The organism is Parapedobacter sp. ISTM3 (assembly GCF_016533505.1).
GTDB lineage: Bacteria > Bacteroidota > Bacteroidia > Sphingobacteriales > Sphingobacteriaceae > Parapedobacter > Parapedobacter luteus.
Window position 1 is genome coordinate 1 of record NZ_JAENGN010000005.1, and the last position, 17957, is coordinate 17957.

Genomic DNA, 17957 nt, shown 5'->3' on the forward strand with positions numbered 1-17957 from the left:
GGGTCAACGGCACGCTGCCTTACCGCAAATTGGGTGGCAGCATGTACTACCGTACGGAGGACATCAGGAAAATGATGGAGGGAGGCAACGGCAATGGGTGAACGGATGGAATTGCCCAAGCACGCGTTCAGCGCGTTTTTTGAGCGGATTGGCGATGATGGGCGTTTGCTGCCCACGCACATCGGGTTGGTGGCGGCGTTGTTCTACCACTACGATTGCGGCAACCCCAATAATCATTTCCACGCCAGCCGCCGGAAACTCATGCGCTTCTCGCGGATACGCTCGATAGCCACGTACCACAAGTGCCTGTCGGAACTGGTGGCCTACGGTTATGTGGAGTACCGCCCCTCGTGGCATCCGGCCAAGGGCAGCAGGTTCAGGTTCATCCGCACGGAGGGAGGGGTAAATGGTCAGGATTGACGAGAACAGGAAATCCGTCCGTTTCCCCGAGGCGGTGGACGAGCGGCTCACGTTGCTTGCGCGGAAACTTGGCCGCACCAAGCGGGAGGTGGTCATGCAGATGGTAGATTATTTCTACAAGAGCAAAAAAGACCCCGCCGACCTGAACGATGAGGTGCTGAAAAAGGAACTGTCAAGCGGCATCAGCCGCATTCTCTCGTTCATCCGCAAACAGGAGGGTGACATGCTGGTGCCGATGTATTCGGCAATGGGGGAACTGATGGCCATCGCCAAAGCACAAAGCCCGCTTTTAAAAAACATCGGTAAAGGGCAGTCGGAGGCAACCATCATGGGCAGGGAAACCATCGGTTACCTGAAACTGGTGGACGGTACGCTCAAAAAGATACTTGGCAACATGCGGGAAAGGGAAACATTGAAGTCCAGGTTCCGGCAGGTACTGGATTACTACATTACCCAAAGAGAGGCCCTCGGGTGGCCTGTATCGGCGGCCAAAAAGGAGGAACTGGCTGGGCGCGCAAGGCAATCACTGGACAACCTGTAACGTAAGGCCATGTACATCAACATCACCAAATCGGAAACGGGCGACAACAAGGGCAGCAGCGGTGCGCTGGTACATTACCTCGAAAAGGAAAACCGGATGACGCCCGAAAAAGGGATAGAAAACAAACCGGAGCGTTGGTTTAATGGAACGGCCAACGACATCAAACCCCACGAGGTACGGACGGGCATCGATCGCAACGTGGCCAAGCTGGGCAGGGACGACAGCAAATTCTTCCTCATCAACGTCAGCCCCAGCCAAAAGGAACTGGCGCACCTCGTGTCGAAATACGGCGAGGACGGGGCACGGGAAAAGCTAAAGGAATTTGCCATGAGGGTGATGGACGAATACGCCCGGAACTTCAAACGCCCCGGCATAGACAGCCACCGGGATTTGCTTTGGTTCGGCAAGCTGGAAAACCACCGCTATTACAGCCACAATGACAGGGAGGTAAAGAGCGGACAAAAGAAAAAAGGCGAACTCAAAGAGGGTCGGCAGATGCACGTCCAGATAATCGTGAGCCGCAAGGATATCACCAATAAAATCAAGCTAAGCCCGCAGAATACGTCACGTGGCAAAAACAAAGCCCATTCGCAGAAGCTGGGGCAGTTCGACCGCACCGCGTTCAAGCAGTCGGGCGAGACGCTGTTCGATGAACTGTTCGACTTCGAGCGTAACCTGAAAGACAGCCTGCAATATGCCAATACGATGAAGAACGGCACCGCACAGCAGAAAGCGCAGATGCACACGCTCACGGAATTGACGGAGCGGCATCCGCAGGGTCATCCGTTGGCAATGGAGCTGGCGCATGATGTTGCCCAAGGCATGTTCGAAAGCGTGGGCGAAATGCTGGCCACCACTGGCAGTATGGCTGCCGACCTATTGGGATTGCTGATGGCTCCGGTGGAGGGAGCGGGTGAGCAGCAAAGCCCCATCGAGGAGGAGGAGAAGCGGCGCAAACGGAAAAAGAAAGCACAGTCACGGGGTATCAGGCGGTGAGTTTACAGGTGGTTCAGGGCATCCGGCCTTTGCACGGCCCGGCCAAAATTACCCCGGCGTGGGAAAGGTCAAGGGTATATAAACGCCCCCGCCCGCAGGCCTTTGCCCTCCGGCGCCCTTGACCCGATTCCCCCGCCTTGCGTTCGGTGGCCTAAGCGGTGAAAATGCCTTGGTGTGTGCAGATTTAAAAACAAGGCTACTGAAATGAACCGATACGAGCCAGTAAGAACCAATAGTGAGCCGATAGCGAAATGTTAGTCGTGTGTATGCGGGGGGTACAAAAAAAGCCATCCGTTTTGGGGATGGCTTACTCTATGAATGGTGAGCGTTCTGTTAAAGCTTTTCGATTTTCTCGATGGACAGCTTGGTAAATTTGGCAATCTGCTCAACGGAAATGCCGTCCTTTTTCATTTCACGGGCAATTTCCATTTTTTCTTCTTGTTTGGCCTCCTTTGCTGCTTCCTTTGCGGCCTCATTTACTGCATAGTCCAACACAGCTTTGTTGTCCCATTTGCGTTTCAGACTTGTATCGTACATGGTCTTTTCCTCCTTTGTCAGATTGCTGTATTCAGCAATATTAAACAGTTTTTCAAAAATCGGTTTGCGCAGATATACCGGAATCTTATCCATGCTACTCATGTTCTTCAAAACATAGAGCCATTTGTCAAGGTCGGTATCCAGTTCCGCTTCCGTTTTTACAAATTTAATCAATTCAATGAATATATACCCCAGCCCCTCGTAAAAAACTTTACCTGTCTCCCTGTTACTTAGGCAAATATCATGCAGAAACTCTTGCTCATTACCCGCATCCAAGGAAAAATCTTCCAAGAGCGCGATGAGATACACTTCTTTCACATTATACGCCCATTCGGAACGCTTTCCCTTTGGAGCCTGTTCGGTAATCAAGCGGCTGGTGTAGAAAATTGCCCGTTGTTTGAAGTTGCCTTGTTTTCCCCTTTGTACTTCGATGATGAATTGCTCCCCATCGTTTCCGGTACAGGTAAGGTCGAATATGGCACCCCCTTCGTTTACCGTTTCGCCGGGATGCTCGTTTTTGTTGTATACCAAATCCACGATGTGTTTCCTCCCACGGAACACGCCATTGAGGAAGTCAATCAGCAAGTCCTTGTTTGGTTCGCTTCCGAAGAGCTTTTTAAATGCGAAATCGGTTAAAGGGTCAATATAAGTGCCTATTGTTGGCTTTGTTGTTTTGGCCATGATTCAAATATAATGTATTTTGGGTTTATGTACTGTTCTTATATCCGTTTGGGAACTTAAAATGTCCCCAAACGGATATGAAACATATCAGATTCCTGCCAATCTTTGCTGCAAGGCCTCCATGTCGCTGCCGATCCGCGTGTCCAGCAGCTTGGCGTAATGTTGGGTGGTCTTGATATTGGTATGCCCCAGCATCTTGGAAACCGTTTCGATAGGCACATTGTTGGCCAATGTCACCGTGGTGGCGAATGTGTGCCGTGCCATGTGGAACGTCAGCGTCTTGGCGATGCCGCACAGGTCGGCAATCTCTTTCAGGTAGCTGTTCATCTTTTGGTTGCTCAGCACCGGAAGTACCAGCCCCTTTGCCACACATGGGGGATAGTCCGCATAGCGGCCAATGATATCCAATGCTTGCGGCAGCAGGGGGATGTTGGAGGAAGTCTCCGTTTTCTCCCGGCTGGTCAATACCCACAGCCTGCCGTCAATGCCCTTTGCAATGCCCGTCTTTTGCAGTTTCCGCACATCGGCGTATGACAGCCCCGTATAGCAGCAGAACACGAAGATGTCGCGCACATGAGAGAGCCTTGTTATGGAAAATTCCTTTTGGGCTATCCTGTCCATTTCATCGGGCGTGAGAAATTCCTTTTCCCTTGGCTTGGCCTTCGTTTTGTAGAACGCAAAGGGGTTTTCCGCAATCCATCGGTGGGCAAGACACTGATTTATGATTTTACGCAGGTGCTTCATGTACTTGGCTGCCGACACCGCACTGCACCCCATGTCAGAGCGCAGGAAAAACTCATAACCCGTGATGAACGCATGGTCGATGCGCTGGATGTCGATGTCCGTTTCACCATGGCATTTTTCCAAATAGGAGGTCAGGTGTGCAACAGAAGTGTTGTAGCCTTTCAGCGTGTTAGGTTTAAAGCCTTTCCCAAGCAACGCTTCCATCTTCCGGTTGTGTTCGATGAACGTTTCCATCAGATACCGCCGTTGCACGTCCTTGCCAAGGTATTTCAGTTTCAGCGTTTCGGCGGTGATTTCCGCGCCGTCCTTTACGAGTTGCAGGTGGGCATCAGCCACCTTCCGCTCCAGCATGTCGAGGTAGGCGTTCAGGCCACGGATGTCCTCTTTGGTGCCCTTGGCACGGTTGGCCTTGGCGTTCCACCGCAAGGGGTCGCATTCGCGGCCGGTAGACACTTCCTTGGGTTCACCGGCCACGGTGATACGCATGTAGATGGGTTTGGCACCACCCGCATAGTTTTTCGGCTTCTTCAAGTAGAAGAGCAAGGAATAATTTGTACTCATGATAATACATCATTTAAGTGAAACAAAACCGAGTCCCGACCTTCGGGACGAGCTCTGCACCGCCAATGAAAAGCAAATTTCAGTGGTGAAAATTAGCCTTGCAGCCTATGGTAGTCAAGATGTTCAATAGTTGAACACGTTGTTTTGCAGTTCGTTACAACGTTTTCAGTGAGTAAAGGTATGCGAGGAATTGACTCACTGAATTACTCACTGTTTTTATGCGAATAATTGAATGAATCAGGATGCTGTAAAACCATTCATGCTGCCTTTAAAGCAAATAAATCAGCATGAATGCTCCATTCGGCCGCTGAAAAGCAAACAATGACCGAATGAAAACAAAAAGCCCGCAAACGTTTAATTTGCAGGCTTTTGTATGTTTTGACTTCAAGATGTGTAGCCCGTAGGGGAATCGAACCCCTGTTTCAAGAATGAAAATCTTGCGTCCTAACCCCTAGACGAACGGGCCTTTTCTATCTTTCCGAACAACCCTGTTGTTTTTCGGTCTGCAAAGATAGGAGTATTTCTATTTCTTCCAAAGAAAATCAAAATTTTTTTAATGTCGCTATGGGTAGCGGCGTGAGTGGTACTATTGCCACCCACCGCCAACGGCCCGATAAAGGTCGGCTAATGCCTCGAGATGTAGTCGTTTGACATCGGTAAGTTCAAGCTCGCTCTGCAGCATATTGTTCTGTGCTGTTATCACCTCCAGGTAGTTTGCCACGCCATTTGTATATAGACTATTGGCGTTGTTTACGGCATTGCGGAGCCGGGTCACTTTTTCTGCAGCAAGGACGCTGCGTGCTTTCAATTTCTCGATTTTGATGAGCGCGTCAGCTACTTCGCCAACAGCTACCAACATGGACTGACGAAATTGGATGACGGATTTCTCCCGTTCGATGCGCGACACCTCATACGCTGTTTTTAGCCTCCGGTTGTGGAAAATGGGCTGTGTTATCCCTCCGGCGACTGCTCCGAAAAGCGATGCCGGTATCGTAAACCAATTGCTGGCAGTAAATGTATTGACACCACCTTGGGCGGTGATGGTCAGTGAAGGATACATGTTCGCCCGAGCCTGCCGCATTTGGGCGTCTGCTATCCGTACACCTAATTCCGCAGCGTGGACATCCGGTCGCCTACTAAGCAGGACGGAGGGAATGCCAGCAGACACGCGATCAGGAACGGCGATATCGGCAAGGTGCGCAGCTGTAAATACTGCTGCAGGCATCTTACCTAGTAAAATACTCAATGCATTTTCCTGTATATTGATCTCCTGCTCATATAAAGGAATGAGCGTTGCTGCGCTCAACCGTTGTGCTTCAGCTTGCTCCAAGGCTAATAGGGTGGCTTCACCAACTTCATACTGGAGTTTGATGAGATTCAGTGTGGTATCATTAAGGGCAAGGCTGCGCTTGGCAATGGTTAGTTGCTCGCGCAATGCCAATAAATTATAATAAGCATAAGCTACATTGGTGACCAACTGCGTCTCGACGGCCTTGCGCGCTTCTTCGGTTTGTAAGTAAGAGGCGAGTGCCGCCGCTTTTTGATTACGGATTTTTCCCCAGATATCCAGCTCCCAGGAAAAAGACACCGAGGCGTTGTAGTCTTCGATGTGTTTGTTTCCGAGAAACTGATTCAGGCTAATGCCATTCAAGCTGTTGTTGGATGGACGGGTAGTACTTCCGGTTAAGGCCAGCCCCACGGATGGTAGATACGCCAGTCTGGCTTGTGACAAAATACGGGAAGCGATCTCGATATTTTTTACGGCCAACTGTAGGTCGTTGTTCTGTGCGACGGCGGTATCCAGTAAAGTCAGCAGAATACTGTCGCTGAAATAGTCTGTCTTCGGGAGGTGGGCGATACCCAGTGTGTCAGTCGTGTCGGCCGATGGTGCCGGCGCGTTGCGGTACGACTCGGGGAGCCCGGCGCTTGCTTGCACGCCTTCTTGAGGTGCTTTGCACGATGTGATAAACAGCAATGCGGTAAGGCAAAGCCAGTGCGGGATTTTGATCAAAAGAAAATTCATCATATAGCGTCTATGTGAAGGCAGCGATAGCACCAATCTGGCCGGTACTATAAACTGCCGCGTATGATATCAGTGTTGTTGTAATGCGGTGTTGACTTCTTCTACGTTGTTTGAGGCCGTTTGAAACGGTGATGATGGAATACGTGCGACGGTAGGCGAGGGGCCTGTGATCCGCTCCTGCAAGTATTGGAACAAAATATATAAAATGGGGATTACCAGCAACCCTAATATGACACCCGAAATCATCCCCCCGGCTGCACCGATACTGATGGAGTGATTGCCTTTTGCTGAAGGGCCTGTAGCAACCATCATGGGGGTAAGTCCCACAATAAATGCAAGGGAAGTCATCAGGATTGGGCGAAGCCGGAGCCTTGCCGCTTCCAGCGCTGCGGATACCAGGGATTTGCCCATTCGCCGTCGCTGCACCGCGAACTCGACAATCAGGATGGCATTTTTGGCAAGTAAACCGATAAGCATCACCAGGGCGACTTGAACGTAAATGTTGTTTTCGATGCCGGCAAGACCTATTGCGACGAAAACACCGAATACGCCGGTCGGGATAGACAGGATTACCGCCAACGGTAGCAGGTAGCTTTCGTACTGCGCAGCCAGCAAAAAATAGACAAATACAAGGCACATCAGGAAAATGACGGTCGATTGGCCGCCGGACGTGATCTCCTCTTTCGTGATACCTGAAAATTCGTGGGAGAATCCCTGAGGTAATGCCGTGGCAGCAACCTCGTCTACCGCCCGTATGGCATCGCCCGAACTGAATCCAGGTGCGGGTATGGCGTTGATGCTCATTGAATTAAATAGGTTGTAGCGCGATGCGGTTTCGGGGCCATAGACACGCTGCAACGCAACCAAGGTATTGATGGGTACCATGTCGCCGAGCTTGTTTTTTACATAGACACCGTCGAGCGAGGCCGGGTCTGCCCGTTGATTTTTCTCGGCCTGTACCATTACCCGGTAGTACTTGCCAAACCGGTTGAAGTCTGACGCCTGCGCACTGCCGAAATAGGCTTGCATCGTCTGCAGGATATCTCGCGTACGGACGCCCAATTGCTCGGCTTTCACATCGTCTACCAGCAACTCATACTGCGGATAGTCGGCTTTGAACGGTGTAAACGCCATGGCGATTTCTGGACGTTGCATGAGATTTTGAATGAAGCCATCGCCGATTTGGTCAAACCTATCCAGCTTGCCGCCGGTACGATCCTGCAAAACCATGTCAAGCCCGTCGATATTGCTAAATCCCGGCACGGTGGGGAAAGTAAATACAAAAAAGGAGGCGCCTTTGATGGCAGCGAGGCGCTGGTTGACGACGGTCATAATCTCCTCGATGCTTTTCACATCGCCCCGCTCTTCATTCGGCTTCAGCAAAATGAAAGCGACGCCCGCTGAAGGACTGGTGGCCTGCGTAAGGATGCTAAAGCCGGAGATGACGTTCAGCGTTTTCGTGAAATCCATGGGCTGGAGGATTTGCTCAGCTTCCTGCAAGATGGCATTGGTGCGGTCAAGCGAAGCACCCGCCGGCAGGTCGACCGAAATGGCGATAAATCCTTGATCTTCCGGTGGAATGAACCCAGTAGGTGTGCGTTGGATTAAAACGATGGTCGCTAAGACTACCGCCGCCAGTGCCCCCAGCGTAAGCCACCGAAAACGGATAAGAAAGCGCAGGCTGCCAATATACCGATTGGTAAGCCGGTTGAATGCGGTATTGAACCCTGTGAAGAATTTTTCTTTAAACGTCAGCCGTTTATTGTCCTGTCCATGGGCGGACTCGTGTTGCTTTAGAAACAGTGCGCATAGCGCTGGGCTGAGTGTCAACGCATTGATGGCAGACAGGACAATGGCAATGGCCAGGGTAAAGGCAAATTGTTGGTAAAATAGTCCGGTGGAGCCTTCCATAAAGCCCACGGGCAGGAATACCGCAGACATGACCAGCGTAATGGATACAATCGCTCCGGTGATTTCGCTCATGGCGGAAAGGGTAGCGGCCTTGGGGGTAAGATGGCGCCGTTCCATTTTGGCGTGGACGGCTTCGACGACCACGATAGCGTCATCCACGACGATCCCGATAGCCAATACCAAAGCGAACAAGGTGAGCAGATTGATCGAAAAGCCAAATAACTGCATAAAGAAGAACGTGCCTAAGATGGCTACCGGTACGGCGATGGCGGGGATGAGTGTGGAGCGGAAATCTTGAAGAAACAGGAAAACGACGAGAAATACGAGGATGAACGCCTCAATAAGCGTATGCTTCACTTGGTCAATCGATTGGTCGAGGGCATCTTTGGTATTATATAAGATGAGGTATTCCACGCCTTCCGGAAACTGCTTCGAGGCCTTTTCCAGTAAATCCTGCAGTGCGATTTGGATTTCGTTGGCATTGGAGCCGGCCAGTTGCATGATACCGATGTTCAATCCTGTTTTGCCGTTGATTCGGGTGGCGCTTGCATAGGTGTACGCACCCAACTCGATGTTGGCTACGTCTTTCAGCCGCAGCATCGACCCGTCGGCGTTGGCGCGGATGATGATGTTTTCATATTCTTCCGGTTGATTGCGTTTCCCTTTGTACTTGATGACAAATTCGAAAGATTCATGGCTGCTTTCGCCGAAACGTCCGGGAGCGGCTTCGATATTCTTATCTTGTATGGCGGCCATGATTTCGTTGGGCGTAATGTTGTAGGCCGACATCTTGCTTGGTTCGAGCCAGACGCGCATCGCATAGTCTTTGTTTCCCCCGAAGACAATGGCCTGTCCAACTCCGGGTATGCGTTTCATCTCGGGTATGATGTTGATTTGTGCATAGTTTGTCAAAAAAGTCTGATCATATCGTGCTTCGTCCTCGGTGTACAGGTCAACCACCATAATGAGGCTATTCTGCTGTTTTTGCGTGGTGATGCCAGCCTGTACTACTTCCGCAGGCAGTTGGCTTGTGGCCTGCGCCACACGGTTCTGTACATTCACCGCTGCCTGGTCGGGGTTGGTGCCGAGTTTGAAATAGACGGTGATGACCAGGGAGCCGTCATTACTTGCTGTGGAACTCATATAGCTCATACCTTCCACACCGTTGATGGACTCTTCAAGGGAAGGGGCGACGGCACGGAGGACGGTTTCGGCGTTTGCTCCCGGGTACAGCGCGGTGACTTGGACTGCGGGAGGAGCGATATCGGGAAATTGCTGCAACGGCAGCCGTGTCAATCCCAGGATACCGAGGACGACCAGTAGAATAGACACTACCGTGGAGAGCACGGGTCTTTCGATGAATTTCTTAAACATATGTAGCTAGTTTAATGCGGTTCGTTTAACACTGTCTGCAGATGCGTTCTGGGGGAGGATTGTTTGGCCTTCTTGAAGGTAATCCATTCCTTTGGATACGATTCGGTCGCCAGCAGCCAATCCAGCGCTTACCAGGTAATTTGGGCCAGTTTTACCGGCGACTGCGATCGGGCGCTTGACCACCTTATTGCTGTCGTCTACGGCATAGACGAAGATTTTGTCTTGCAATTCGACCGTAGCCGACTGCGGGACAATCAGCGCGTTGTCATGGAGCATGCTTAACCTAATTTTGCCTGTATTGCCTGATCGTAGGAGTCCATGTTCATTGGGAAACGTAGCACGCAGTGTGATTGCACCTGTATTCCTGTCAAACTGTCCATCGACCATGTCAATCTTGCCCACATGGGGGTATATACTATTGTCAGAAAGTACCAATGATACCGGCGGGACGTTGCTGAGCTTGTCTTCAAGTGAAAGACCTTCAAAACGGTTTCTAAACGACGCAAAGTCGCGCTCGGCCAGTGAGAAATAGACATGCAATTCATGCACATCGGAAAGCTGTGTGAGAGCTTCAGCGTCAGTAGGTGCCACCAACGATCCGTGCTTTTTGAACAGACGGCCGATGTATCCGCTTATTGGCGCTTTGATGGTCGTGTAGTCGAGATTGATTTGGGCCGTTGCCAGATCCGCTTTTGCCTGCTCCAGATTGGCAAGAGCTACCTTGTGGGCGGCTATGGCCGTCTTCAACTGGAAATCTGCCAGCAGCTTATTTTCTGTTAGCCGGCTCATCTTCTCTACTTCGAGTTGGGTATGCTCTACATTGGCTTCTGCGGCCTGCAAGCTGGCCTTGGCTTGGTTAACCTGTTCGATATAGGGCTTGGCGTCAATCTTAAACAGGAGCTGGCCCTTCTCTACCTTGGCTCCTTCATCGACGTAGACGCGCTCCAGGATGCCAGAAACTTGAGGCCTGATTTCAACGGTAGACAGCCCTGTTATCGATGCCGGATATTCCTGAAAGGTGACCTGCTGCCCTGTCTTGATCTCAACTACCGGCACGGCTTGCAGGGTAGATTCCGGCCCAGACTGGCGGTCGCCGTCGCAACCTAGGGCTACGAGAAGTGAAATGAGTGTTATTGAATGTTTCATAACGTGATTAAACTATTTAACAGTGTTAAGTAAAAGTCAAAAAATGATGATCGATTTGTTGTTTTCTTGATAACGCGTGCTGCCGATGAACGAGGGCTGCCTTCAGGAGAACGTGCAGCCGGAGGTGTTTATGGGTAATTTAACGGCGTTAAAAAATTTATTAATGTAAGGTAATGTGCAAAAAAATTAATCGACTAACGACCGTGTGATGCCGTAAATCGCATCTTTTAATATTTGCTGATTTAATTGCTGCTGCTCATCTTCGTCTTCAAGCCCGATGTTGACCAAATTGATTGATATCAACCCGTGGATTACCGACCAAAAGGTGTAATATTTGCGGCATAATACTTCTTGACTGGGCGCCTTTTCTTTCATGATTTCGTAAATGACGTCGTTGACCAAATCGGCATGGGTCTTCGAATATTCGCAGTCAGCCCCTGCTTCGCAAGCCCGCATCCCCACCCCAAACATAAGTTGATAGCGTTCTTTATGTTCGAACGCGAAATCCCAGTAGGCCAGCCACATGGCCTCCAATTGTTTCTCAGGTTGCTCATGATTCATTTTGGCTTCGCGCATTTTTTTCGCCAGTTGGCGGAATCCCTGTGCTGATAGTTCAGTGAGTATCGCTTCTTTGCCGGGGAAATATTCATAGATCATGGGCGCAGTGTATTCGATGATGTCAGCAATCTTGCGCATGCTAAGGGCCTGCCATCCGTCTTCCTTGACAATTTGAAGAGCGGCATCCAGGATGTTCATCCTGTTTTCATCTTTCATTCGCTGTATCCGTTCTCTGCTTCCCACTATCTTCCCTTGTTTAATTATTTAACAGTGTTAGGCAAAGGTAAAAGATATTTTTTGATTCAAATGCCATAATAATGTAATTAAGTATGGGCAGGTCTTTGGCAGCGGATGAAGATCTCTTCGCGCATGACCTCTTGTTTGCTGGCACTTACAGTTTTATGCGCTCTCACAGTTGTGTCGACGAGGGCAAATCCGTTCGCCAAAAGGAGCTGCTGCGCCGTTTCAGGAGTATACAGCGTAAAGCCGTAAGCCGTGAAGGGAAGTTGTTTCATGAACGCTTTACTCGCAATGGCGAGGCAAAACGTTCCTCCGGGCGTCAGTATCCGTTTGGTTTCCGCCAATTGCACCGCGGGGTTTTCCCAAAAGTAAAGGGTATTGACGGTAAACACATGAGTGAATGTGCTTTCAGGAAATGGCAGGTGCTGGCCGTCCACTTGTATAAAATCCGCTTGGCCTGCGTCAATGAGGTGTCCGTTTATTTGACGTGCTGTTTGTACCATGGTGGCCGAAATGTCTACGCCGGTGTACTGGATGCCGGGTCCTTTCGATAGGACATATTCGGCAAACCGGCCATTACCGGGGCCAATTTCCAATACGATTTCACGGCCTTTTAAGGCCAGTAAGTCAATGGTGTGCTTCGTCATCTCGGCATTGCTGGTGTTCATCTGCTCGGCGGCTTTGATGCCTGCTTCGCCTTCCGGCCTGGCCAGTTGCGCGGCTACTGCGCTGAAGTCGATTGGTTCGTCCATGTGAAAATTATTTTTTATCTACACTGTACCGGCCCGGCCCGATAAAGGCAAGAGCCAAAAATACCATGCCAATCTCAATGGCATGGGATGCGCCCATCAAACCGTCTCCCGCACCCAAATGGCGTAGGGAAGCGATGAACATGGTAAAGGCCAAGGTGAGCGCCGTGGGACGGAAAAAGAAACCGATTATGAAAAATAAACCGCCAACCGTCTCGGCGATCGCTGCGGATAAGCCCCATACTACCGGTAGAAATGTAATCCCTACCTCGCTCATAGACCGGCCTAGGCCTTCCCAGCGCGCGGGCCCACCGAGTAACTTGGGATATCCGTGCATGATAAACATCACGCCGAGCCCGATGCGCATCAGTAATAACCCAGTGTTTTTGTACTTGTTTAACCAAGATAATGCTGCCATTTTGATTAATGAATGAATGATGTATTTCCGCGCAAATTGACTTATCTTTGCGACAGTTGCAAACTATGGCACTCATTTTTGTGTAAAAATGAAGCTAAAACCCACTAACATAACTGGAATACATTGAGTAATATAGCTTTACCTTTCAAACGTTATACCATCACTTCGGCATTGCCTTATGCCAACGGACCCTTGCATATCGGACACCTGGCCGGCGCATATATCCCAGCGGATATTTACGTGCGCTTTCTGCGCCTCAACAATAAGGATGTAGTCTATGTCTGCGGCTCGGATGAACACGGTGCTGCCATTACCATCAAGGCGAAGAAGGAGGGAACAACCCCCCAAGCGATTATTGATAAGTACCATGCCCAAATTAAGCAAAGTTTTGAGCAGTTCGGTATATCGTTTGACATATACCACCGTACATCGGAGAAAATACACCACGAACTTTCGCAGGAATTTTTCTTGAATCTGTATGAAAAGGGCGAATTCATCGAACAGGTGACCGAGCAGTATTATGACGAAGTGTACCATCAGTTTCTGGCCGACCGTTATATAACGGGTACTTGCCCCAACTGTAAAAGCGACGGAGCTTATGGCGACCAATGCGAAAAATGCGGCACATCGCTTAATCCCATCGATTTGATAAATCCGGTTTCGACGCTTAGCGGCAAACCGCCGGTGCTTCGTGAGACTAAGCATTGGTATCTTCCATTGGACAAATATCAACCATGGTTGGAAGAATGGCTGCTGGAAGGCAAGAAGGACGTGTTGAAGCCTAATGTGTATGGTCAGTGCCGATCATGGCTGAAATCCGGTTTGCAACCCCGCTCCATGACGCGCGATCTGGACTGGGGGGTGGATGTACCGTTGGAAGAGGCTAAGGGAAAAAAGTTGTACGTTTGGTTGGATGCTCCGATTGGGTATATCTCTGCGACGAAACAATGGGCATTGGATACAGACAATGATTGGGAGAAATACTGGAAAAAACAAAATGACCCTGCAGATGACGCTTGCTTGATTCATTTTATCGGCAAAGACAATATCGTATTCCACTGTATTACGTTCCCTAGTATTCTCCATGCTCATGGCGAATATATTTTGCCCGAAAATGTGCCGGCCAACGAATTTCTCAACCTCGAAGGGGACAAACTTTCCACATCGCGTAACCACGCGGTGTGGTTACACGAATACCTGGATGAGTTTCCGGGTAAGCAGGACGAGCTACGATATGTGTTGACGTCCATATTGCCCGAGACCTCCGACAGCGAATTTACCTGGAAGGACTTTCAGGCGCGTGTGAATAATGAGCTGGTGGCTATATTTGGAAACTTTGTCAACCGCGTGCTCGTACTTTCTCATAAGTATTTTGGGGGTAAGGTCATGGAGGCCAACCGGCTGACGGACACGGATCGGTTTATTTTTTCGGAGCTTGAGCGTTACCCTAAACATATTGCCGGATCGCTTACCCAATACCGATTCCGCGAGGCCTTGGCTCAGTTTATGAATGTCGCCCGCCTCGGCAATAAGTACCTGGCGGATTCGGAGCCGTGGAAACTCATTAAGACGGACGAGGAGCGAGTAAAATCTGTACTGAATGTAAGCTTACAGATAGCCGCAAACTTGGCCATCATGGCGCAACCCTTTTTGCCGCATACAGCGCAGCGGATGTTTGGCATGCTTAATCTTGACACCGTTGATTGGCAACAGGCGGGACGCTATGATTTGTTGCCTACCGGCCATCAGTTGGGGGAAGCCCAGTTGCTGTTTGAAAAAATCACCGACGAACAGGTAGACGTGCAGCTGGCCAAGTTGTCGAAAGCCAAGGAAACCAATATGCAGGTTGCCAAGGCGGTTCCGGAAGCAAAAGGTAACGTCAGCTTCGAAGAGTTCGTCAGGATGGATATCCGCGCGGGCAAAATTCTTGATGCGGAAAAGGTGCCCAAAACCAAAAAATTGCTGAAGCTGACCATTGACACGGGGCTAGACCGGCGTACCGTAGTATCTGGTATCGCCGAATACTTCGTTCCGGAAGAAATTGTGGGTAGGCAGGTGGCCATTTTGGTGAACCTGGAGCCCCGGGAGATTAAAGGTATTGTCTCGCAGGGCATGATTCTGATGGCAGAAGACAAGGACGGGCGTCTGGATTTCGTGACACCGCAAACGGAAGTGCAGCCTGGCAGCGTAATCCGCTAGTCGCTATCGGAGCAACGCTATGGCTTCCTTGGCGGCTTTGACATCATGTACGCGAAGCAATTGTACGCCCTTTGTCAGGAGCAGGGTGTTGAGTACGGTGGTGCCGTTCAAGGCTTCTGCGGCCGTGACATTAAGCTTTCTGTAAATCATTGATTTACGTGATATCGCGCCAAGGATGGGTAACCCATGTACATGCAGTTCGTCGAGCCGCCGGAGCAGCTCGTAGTTTTGTTCCAACGTCTTGGCGAAGCCAAAGCCGGGATCCAACACGATGTCCTTTACACCCATATGGCGCAGCATCCTCACTTGACGGCCAAAAAATAAACTTACCTCCTGCACGACATCTGTATAATCAGTCAGTCGTTGCATGGTAGTTGGCGTGCCGCGCATGTGCATGAGGATATATGGCACCTGCAACTCGGCAACAGCGGCAAACATGCCTCCATCCAATGTTCCCCCGGAAATATCGTTGATGATATGTGCTCCGGCAGCGATACTGGCCCGGGCCACGCTCGCGCGGAACGTGTCTATTGATAGTATGGCGTTGGGGAACCTATTGCCAATGGCCGCAATCACAGGTACCAAGCGCGCCGTCTCCTCGTCAGCGCTCACATCAGCCGCGCCGGGGCGGGACGAATAGGCGCCGATGTCCAATATGTCAGCGCCCTCCTTTAATAACTGCTCCGCATGCCGAAGGGCAGCATCTGCTGTATCGTGCTGCCCGCCATCGTAAAACGAATCAGGCGTCACATTCAGGATACCCATTACTTTGGGCGATGAAAGGTCAATTAGCCTGCCCTTAGCATTCATCTTATCGTACCACCACTACCCCGTCAGCAATGATATTGATATCCACCTTGGGTTGGGTGATTTGGGCAATTTCCGTCGCGTTTTTACCGGCATCTTCGGCGAAGTGTTGTTGCTGTGCCACGGATACTTCCTTCACTTTGGCCTGCCCGTCAAGTACAACGGTCTTGCCGACGATGTCCTGCGGCATGAAAAATCCGTAGTCCTTAAATCGTACCAGAATGGGGTCGCCTGCTCCTTCACGCTCGATGCGAATGAAGCAGCCTTTCTTTTTGCAAACCTCCACAACCTTGCCTTCCACTTTTCCTGTGTAGACGGAGTCAGCGGCCAGCTTTGCGGCCAATGCCTGCATGTCTATGGCTCCATCCTTGTTGATGGCTTTTCCATACTGAACTCCGGGTTGAGCAGATGGGATTTCCTCTTGGGCTCTTGATAGCGCAACCAAGCATATCATGGCTGCAAACGCTGCTGTCAGTCTTTTCATCATGCTACTGCTTTTTAGCTGATTCAAAAGTAAGCATTAAAGTTGGTGTTAGAAACATATGCGGCATGGGAAAGACTATTTTCGAATAAATGAAAATTTACCCCCCGGCTCAAGTTTCATGACAATGGAGGCCATTCCCTCGCGCGGGTCATCCTGGCCATAGGCAACAATATAATCCACCCCGTCACGGATTTCCTGAGGAATGCGTTCGAAATTCGAGGGTGCGGCTTGTCCGCTCAGGTTGGCAGACGTCGACACAATGGGTTTACGGAAGCGTTGGAGCAATGGTGTACAGAACGGATGCTGCTGTACGATCCGTATGCCGATACTACCGTCTTCAGCAAGCAGATTGCCGGCTAAGTTTTTGGCGCCGGAGTAGACAATTGTCAGCGGCCGTTCTGCATATTCGATGAGTTGGTATGCAACTTCCGGTACTTCCTGTACATAGCTTGGCAAACGGTTTTCATGGTCGAGCAAGACAATCAGGCTCTTACCTTTATCCCGGCCTTTTAACTGGTAAACCCGATCCACCGCTTCGGGAATAGTGGCGTCACAGCCTATGCCCCATATCGTGTCCGTAGGATAAAGAATAAGCCCGCCGGCACGTAGCGTGTCGAGGGCTTTATTGATGTCTGATGGATGCACCTGATTCGGCATGGTATTGTGATTAGCGTTGGAGTTATACGGCGACGTCGTGCTCGCGCAACGCGTCATTGAGCGATGTTTTCTTGTCGGTCGAATCCTTGCGCTTGCCAATAATCAATGCACAGGGCACCTGGTATTCACCTGCTTGGAATTTTTTGGTATACGCGCCCGGTATGACCACCGAACGGGCGGGGACCCTGCCTTTATATTCGATGGGCTCCTCTCCGCTGACGTCAATGATTTTTGTCGATGCAGTCAATACGACGTTAGCGCCAAGTACTGCTTCGGTTTCTACATGTACGCCCTCTACAACTATCGCGCGAGATCCGACGAAAACGTTGTCTTCGATAATAACCGGTGCGGCCTGTACAGGCTCCAGCACGCCGCCGATGCCCACACCGCCGCTAAGGTGCACATGTTTGCCGATCTGGGCACACGAGCCTACCGTAGCCCATGTATCGACCATTGTGCCTTCACCTACATAAGCGCCGATATTGACATATGATGGCATCATGATTACACCTTTGGCAAGGTAAGCGCCATAACGGGCAATCCCATGGGGTACTACCCGGACACCCAATTCCTTATAGTTGGTTTTAAGCTTCATCTTGTCGTGAAAAACGAAAGGCCCGGTTTCAACGACTTCCATCTGGCGGATAGGGAAATACAGAATAACGGCTTTTTTTATCCAGTCATTGACATGCCAGCGCGAACCAATGGGTTCAGCGACGCGCAATTCCCCACGGTCTAACCCTTGAATGACCGTTTCGATGGCTTCTTGGTATTCCTTATATTCCAAAAACTGCCTGTTCTCCCAGGCGTCCTCAATAAGTTTCTGCAATTCTTTAATCATGTTGTAATAAAGCTTTATAGCCGCAAAGAAAACAAATTCTTTCGACTTCTGCCTGCTCGATCTGTGCTTT

16 protein-coding genes and 1 tRNA gene are annotated in these 17957 nt (G+C 50.3%); 4 read left to right on the forward strand and 13 right to left on the reverse strand.

All coding sequences use genetic code 11. The features are described 5' to 3' along the window. Window positions 1-105: 105 nt before the first annotated feature. From JHJ32_RS08470 to JHJ32_RS08480, 3 genes are read left to right on the forward strand one after another with little or no spacing between them, the layout of a single operon-like run. The gene (locus JHJ32_RS08470) at window positions 106-420 is read left to right on the forward strand and encodes a hypothetical protein (protein ID WP_233632560.1); all 315 of its coding nucleotides are present in this window, start codon (window positions 106-108) and stop codon (window positions 418-420) included. Then, on the forward strand, window positions 407-961 hold the full coding sequence (locus JHJ32_RS08475) for a BfmA/BtgA family mobilization protein (protein WP_200120713.1): 555 nt from the start codon (window positions 407-409) through the stop codon (window positions 959-961). Before JHJ32_RS08470 ends, JHJ32_RS08475 begins: the two co-directional genes overlap by 14 nt. Before the next feature lie 9 nt (window positions 962-970). Then, a complete protein-coding gene (locus JHJ32_RS08480) occupies window positions 971-1957 on the forward strand; it encodes a DUF5712 family protein (protein ID WP_200120714.1) in 987 nt (328 codons plus the stop codon). Between the two features lie 333 nt (window positions 1958-2290). Here the strand turns inward: JHJ32_RS08480 and JHJ32_RS08485 are convergent, their stop codons facing one another. The 9 genes from JHJ32_RS08485 to JHJ32_RS08525 form a co-directional block, all read right to left on the reverse strand. Then, on the reverse strand, window positions 2291-3175 hold the full coding sequence (locus tag JHJ32_RS08485) for an Rpn family recombination-promoting nuclease/putative transposase (protein WP_200120715.1): 885 nt from the start codon (window positions 3173-3175) through the stop codon (window positions 2291-2293). Window positions 3176-3262: 87 nt separating this feature from the next. Then, complete coding sequence (locus tag JHJ32_RS08490; protein WP_200120716.1) at window positions 3263-4480, reverse strand: site-specific integrase; 1218 nt, start codon at window positions 4478-4480, stop codon at window positions 3263-3265. A gap of 394 nt (window positions 4481-4874) precedes the next feature. Continuing rightward, window positions 4875-4946, reverse strand: a tRNA-Glu gene (locus tag JHJ32_RS08495). Between the two features lie 120 nt (window positions 4947-5066). After that, the gene (locus JHJ32_RS08500) at window positions 5067-6506 is read right to left on the reverse strand and encodes a TolC family protein (protein WP_079715134.1); all 1440 of its coding nucleotides are present in this window, start codon (window positions 6504-6506) and stop codon (window positions 5067-5069) included. A gap of 66 nt (window positions 6507-6572) precedes the next feature. Then, window positions 6573-9788: an efflux RND transporter permease subunit gene (locus JHJ32_RS08505; protein ID WP_200120717.1), complete on the reverse strand. Its 3216-nt coding sequence runs from the start codon at window positions 9786-9788 to the stop codon at window positions 6573-6575. A 6-nt stretch (window positions 9789-9794) separates the two neighbouring features. Then, on the reverse strand, window positions 9795-10934 hold the full coding sequence (locus JHJ32_RS08510) for an efflux RND transporter periplasmic adaptor subunit (protein ID WP_079715138.1): 1140 nt from the start codon (window positions 10932-10934) through the stop codon (window positions 9795-9797). 186 nt (window positions 10935-11120) lie between these two features. Beyond that, window positions 11121-11735, reverse strand: a complete 615-nt coding sequence (locus tag JHJ32_RS08515) for a TetR/AcrR family transcriptional regulator (protein ID WP_200120718.1) — start codon at window positions 11733-11735, stop codon at window positions 11121-11123. Window positions 11736-11815: 80 nt separating this feature from the next. Further along, entirely contained in the window at window positions 11816-12484 is a 669-nt protein-coding gene (locus JHJ32_RS08520) for a class I SAM-dependent methyltransferase (protein ID WP_079715142.1), read from the reverse strand. A 7-nt stretch (window positions 12485-12491) separates the two neighbouring features. Continuing rightward, a complete protein-coding gene (locus JHJ32_RS08525) occupies window positions 12492-12899 on the reverse strand; it encodes a DoxX family protein (protein ID WP_200120719.1) in 408 nt (135 codons plus the stop codon). Between the two features lie 123 nt (window positions 12900-13022). On the opposite strand from JHJ32_RS08525, the gene metG reads away from it, so the two are divergent. Further along, window positions 13023-15098 carry a methionine--tRNA ligase gene (gene metG / locus JHJ32_RS08530; protein WP_233632561.1) on the forward strand — a complete coding sequence of 692 codons (2076 nt, stop codon included), beginning with the start codon at window positions 13023-13025 and terminating at the stop codon, window positions 15096-15098. A gap of 3 nt (window positions 15099-15101) precedes the next feature. Here metG and folP read toward each other — a convergent pair whose 3' ends face one another. The 4 genes from folP to JHJ32_RS08550 all read right to left on the reverse strand — a co-directional run bounded on the left by folP (window position 15102) and on the right by JHJ32_RS08550 (window position 17887). Continuing rightward, window positions 15102-15908, reverse strand: a complete 807-nt coding sequence (folP, locus tag JHJ32_RS08535) for a dihydropteroate synthase (protein WP_079715145.1) — start codon at window positions 15906-15908, stop codon at window positions 15102-15104. A 1-nt stretch (window position 15909) separates the two neighbouring features. Continuing rightward, entirely contained in the window at window positions 15910-16392 is a 483-nt protein-coding gene (locus JHJ32_RS08540; protein ID WP_233632562.1) for a DUF4920 domain-containing protein, read from the reverse strand. A gap of 72 nt (window positions 16393-16464) precedes the next feature. After that, window positions 16465-17046: an L-threonylcarbamoyladenylate synthase gene (locus tag JHJ32_RS08545; RefSeq protein WP_079715148.1), complete on the reverse strand. Its 582-nt coding sequence runs from the start codon at window positions 17044-17046 to the stop codon at window positions 16465-16467. 22 nt (window positions 17047-17068) lie between these two features. Then, window positions 17069-17887, reverse strand: a complete 819-nt coding sequence (locus tag JHJ32_RS08550; protein WP_079715150.1) for a 2,3,4,5-tetrahydropyridine-2,6-dicarboxylate N-succinyltransferase — start codon at window positions 17885-17887, stop codon at window positions 17069-17071. Between the last annotated feature and the right edge of the window lie 70 nt (window positions 17888-17957).

Coding starts and splice junctions, on each gene's coding strand:
- JHJ32_RS08490 (WP_200120716.1), bottom strand. CDS start 4,480: ATGAGTACAAATTATTCCTTGCTCTTCTACTTGAAGAAGCCGAAAAAC.
- folP (WP_079715145.1), bottom strand. CDS start 15,908: ATGAATGCTAAGGGCAGGCTAATTGACCTTTCATCGCCCAAAGTAATG.
- JHJ32_RS08520 (WP_079715142.1), bottom strand. CDS start 12,484: ATGGACGAACCAATCGACTTCAGCGCAGTAGCCGCGCAACTGGCCAGG.
- JHJ32_RS08545 (WP_079715148.1), bottom strand. CDS start 17,046: ATGCCGAATCAGGTGCATCCATCAGACATCAATAAAGCCCTCGACACG.
- JHJ32_RS08500 (WP_079715134.1), bottom strand. CDS start 6,506: ATGATGAATTTTCTTTTGATCAAAATCCCGCACTGGCTTTGCCTTACC.
- JHJ32_RS08475 (WP_200120713.1), top strand. CDS start 407: ATGGTCAGGATTGACGAGAACAGGAAATCCGTCCGTTTCCCCGAGGCG.
- JHJ32_RS08510 (WP_079715138.1), bottom strand. CDS start 10,934: ATGAAACATTCAATAACACTCATTTCACTTCTCGTAGCCCTAGGTTGC.
- JHJ32_RS08485 (WP_200120715.1), bottom strand. CDS start 3,175: ATGGCCAAAACAACAAAGCCAACAATAGGCACTTATATTGACCCTTTA.
- JHJ32_RS08480 (WP_200120714.1), top strand. CDS start 971: ATGTACATCAACATCACCAAATCGGAAACGGGCGACAACAAGGGCAGC.
- JHJ32_RS08550 (WP_079715150.1), bottom strand. CDS start 17,887: ATGATTAAAGAATTGCAGAAACTTATTGAGGACGCCTGGGAGAACAGG.
- JHJ32_RS08540 (WP_233632562.1), bottom strand. CDS start 16,392: ATGATGAAAAGACTGACAGCAGCGTTTGCAGCCATGATATGCTTGGTT.
- JHJ32_RS08505 (WP_200120717.1), bottom strand. CDS start 9,788: ATGTTTAAGAAATTCATCGAAAGACCCGTGCTCTCCACGGTAGTGTCT.
- JHJ32_RS08470 (WP_233632560.1), top strand. CDS start 106: ATGGAATTGCCCAAGCACGCGTTCAGCGCGTTTTTTGAGCGGATTGGC.
- JHJ32_RS08525 (WP_200120719.1), bottom strand. CDS start 12,899: ATGGCAGCATTATCTTGGTTAAACAAGTACAAAAACACTGGGTTATTA.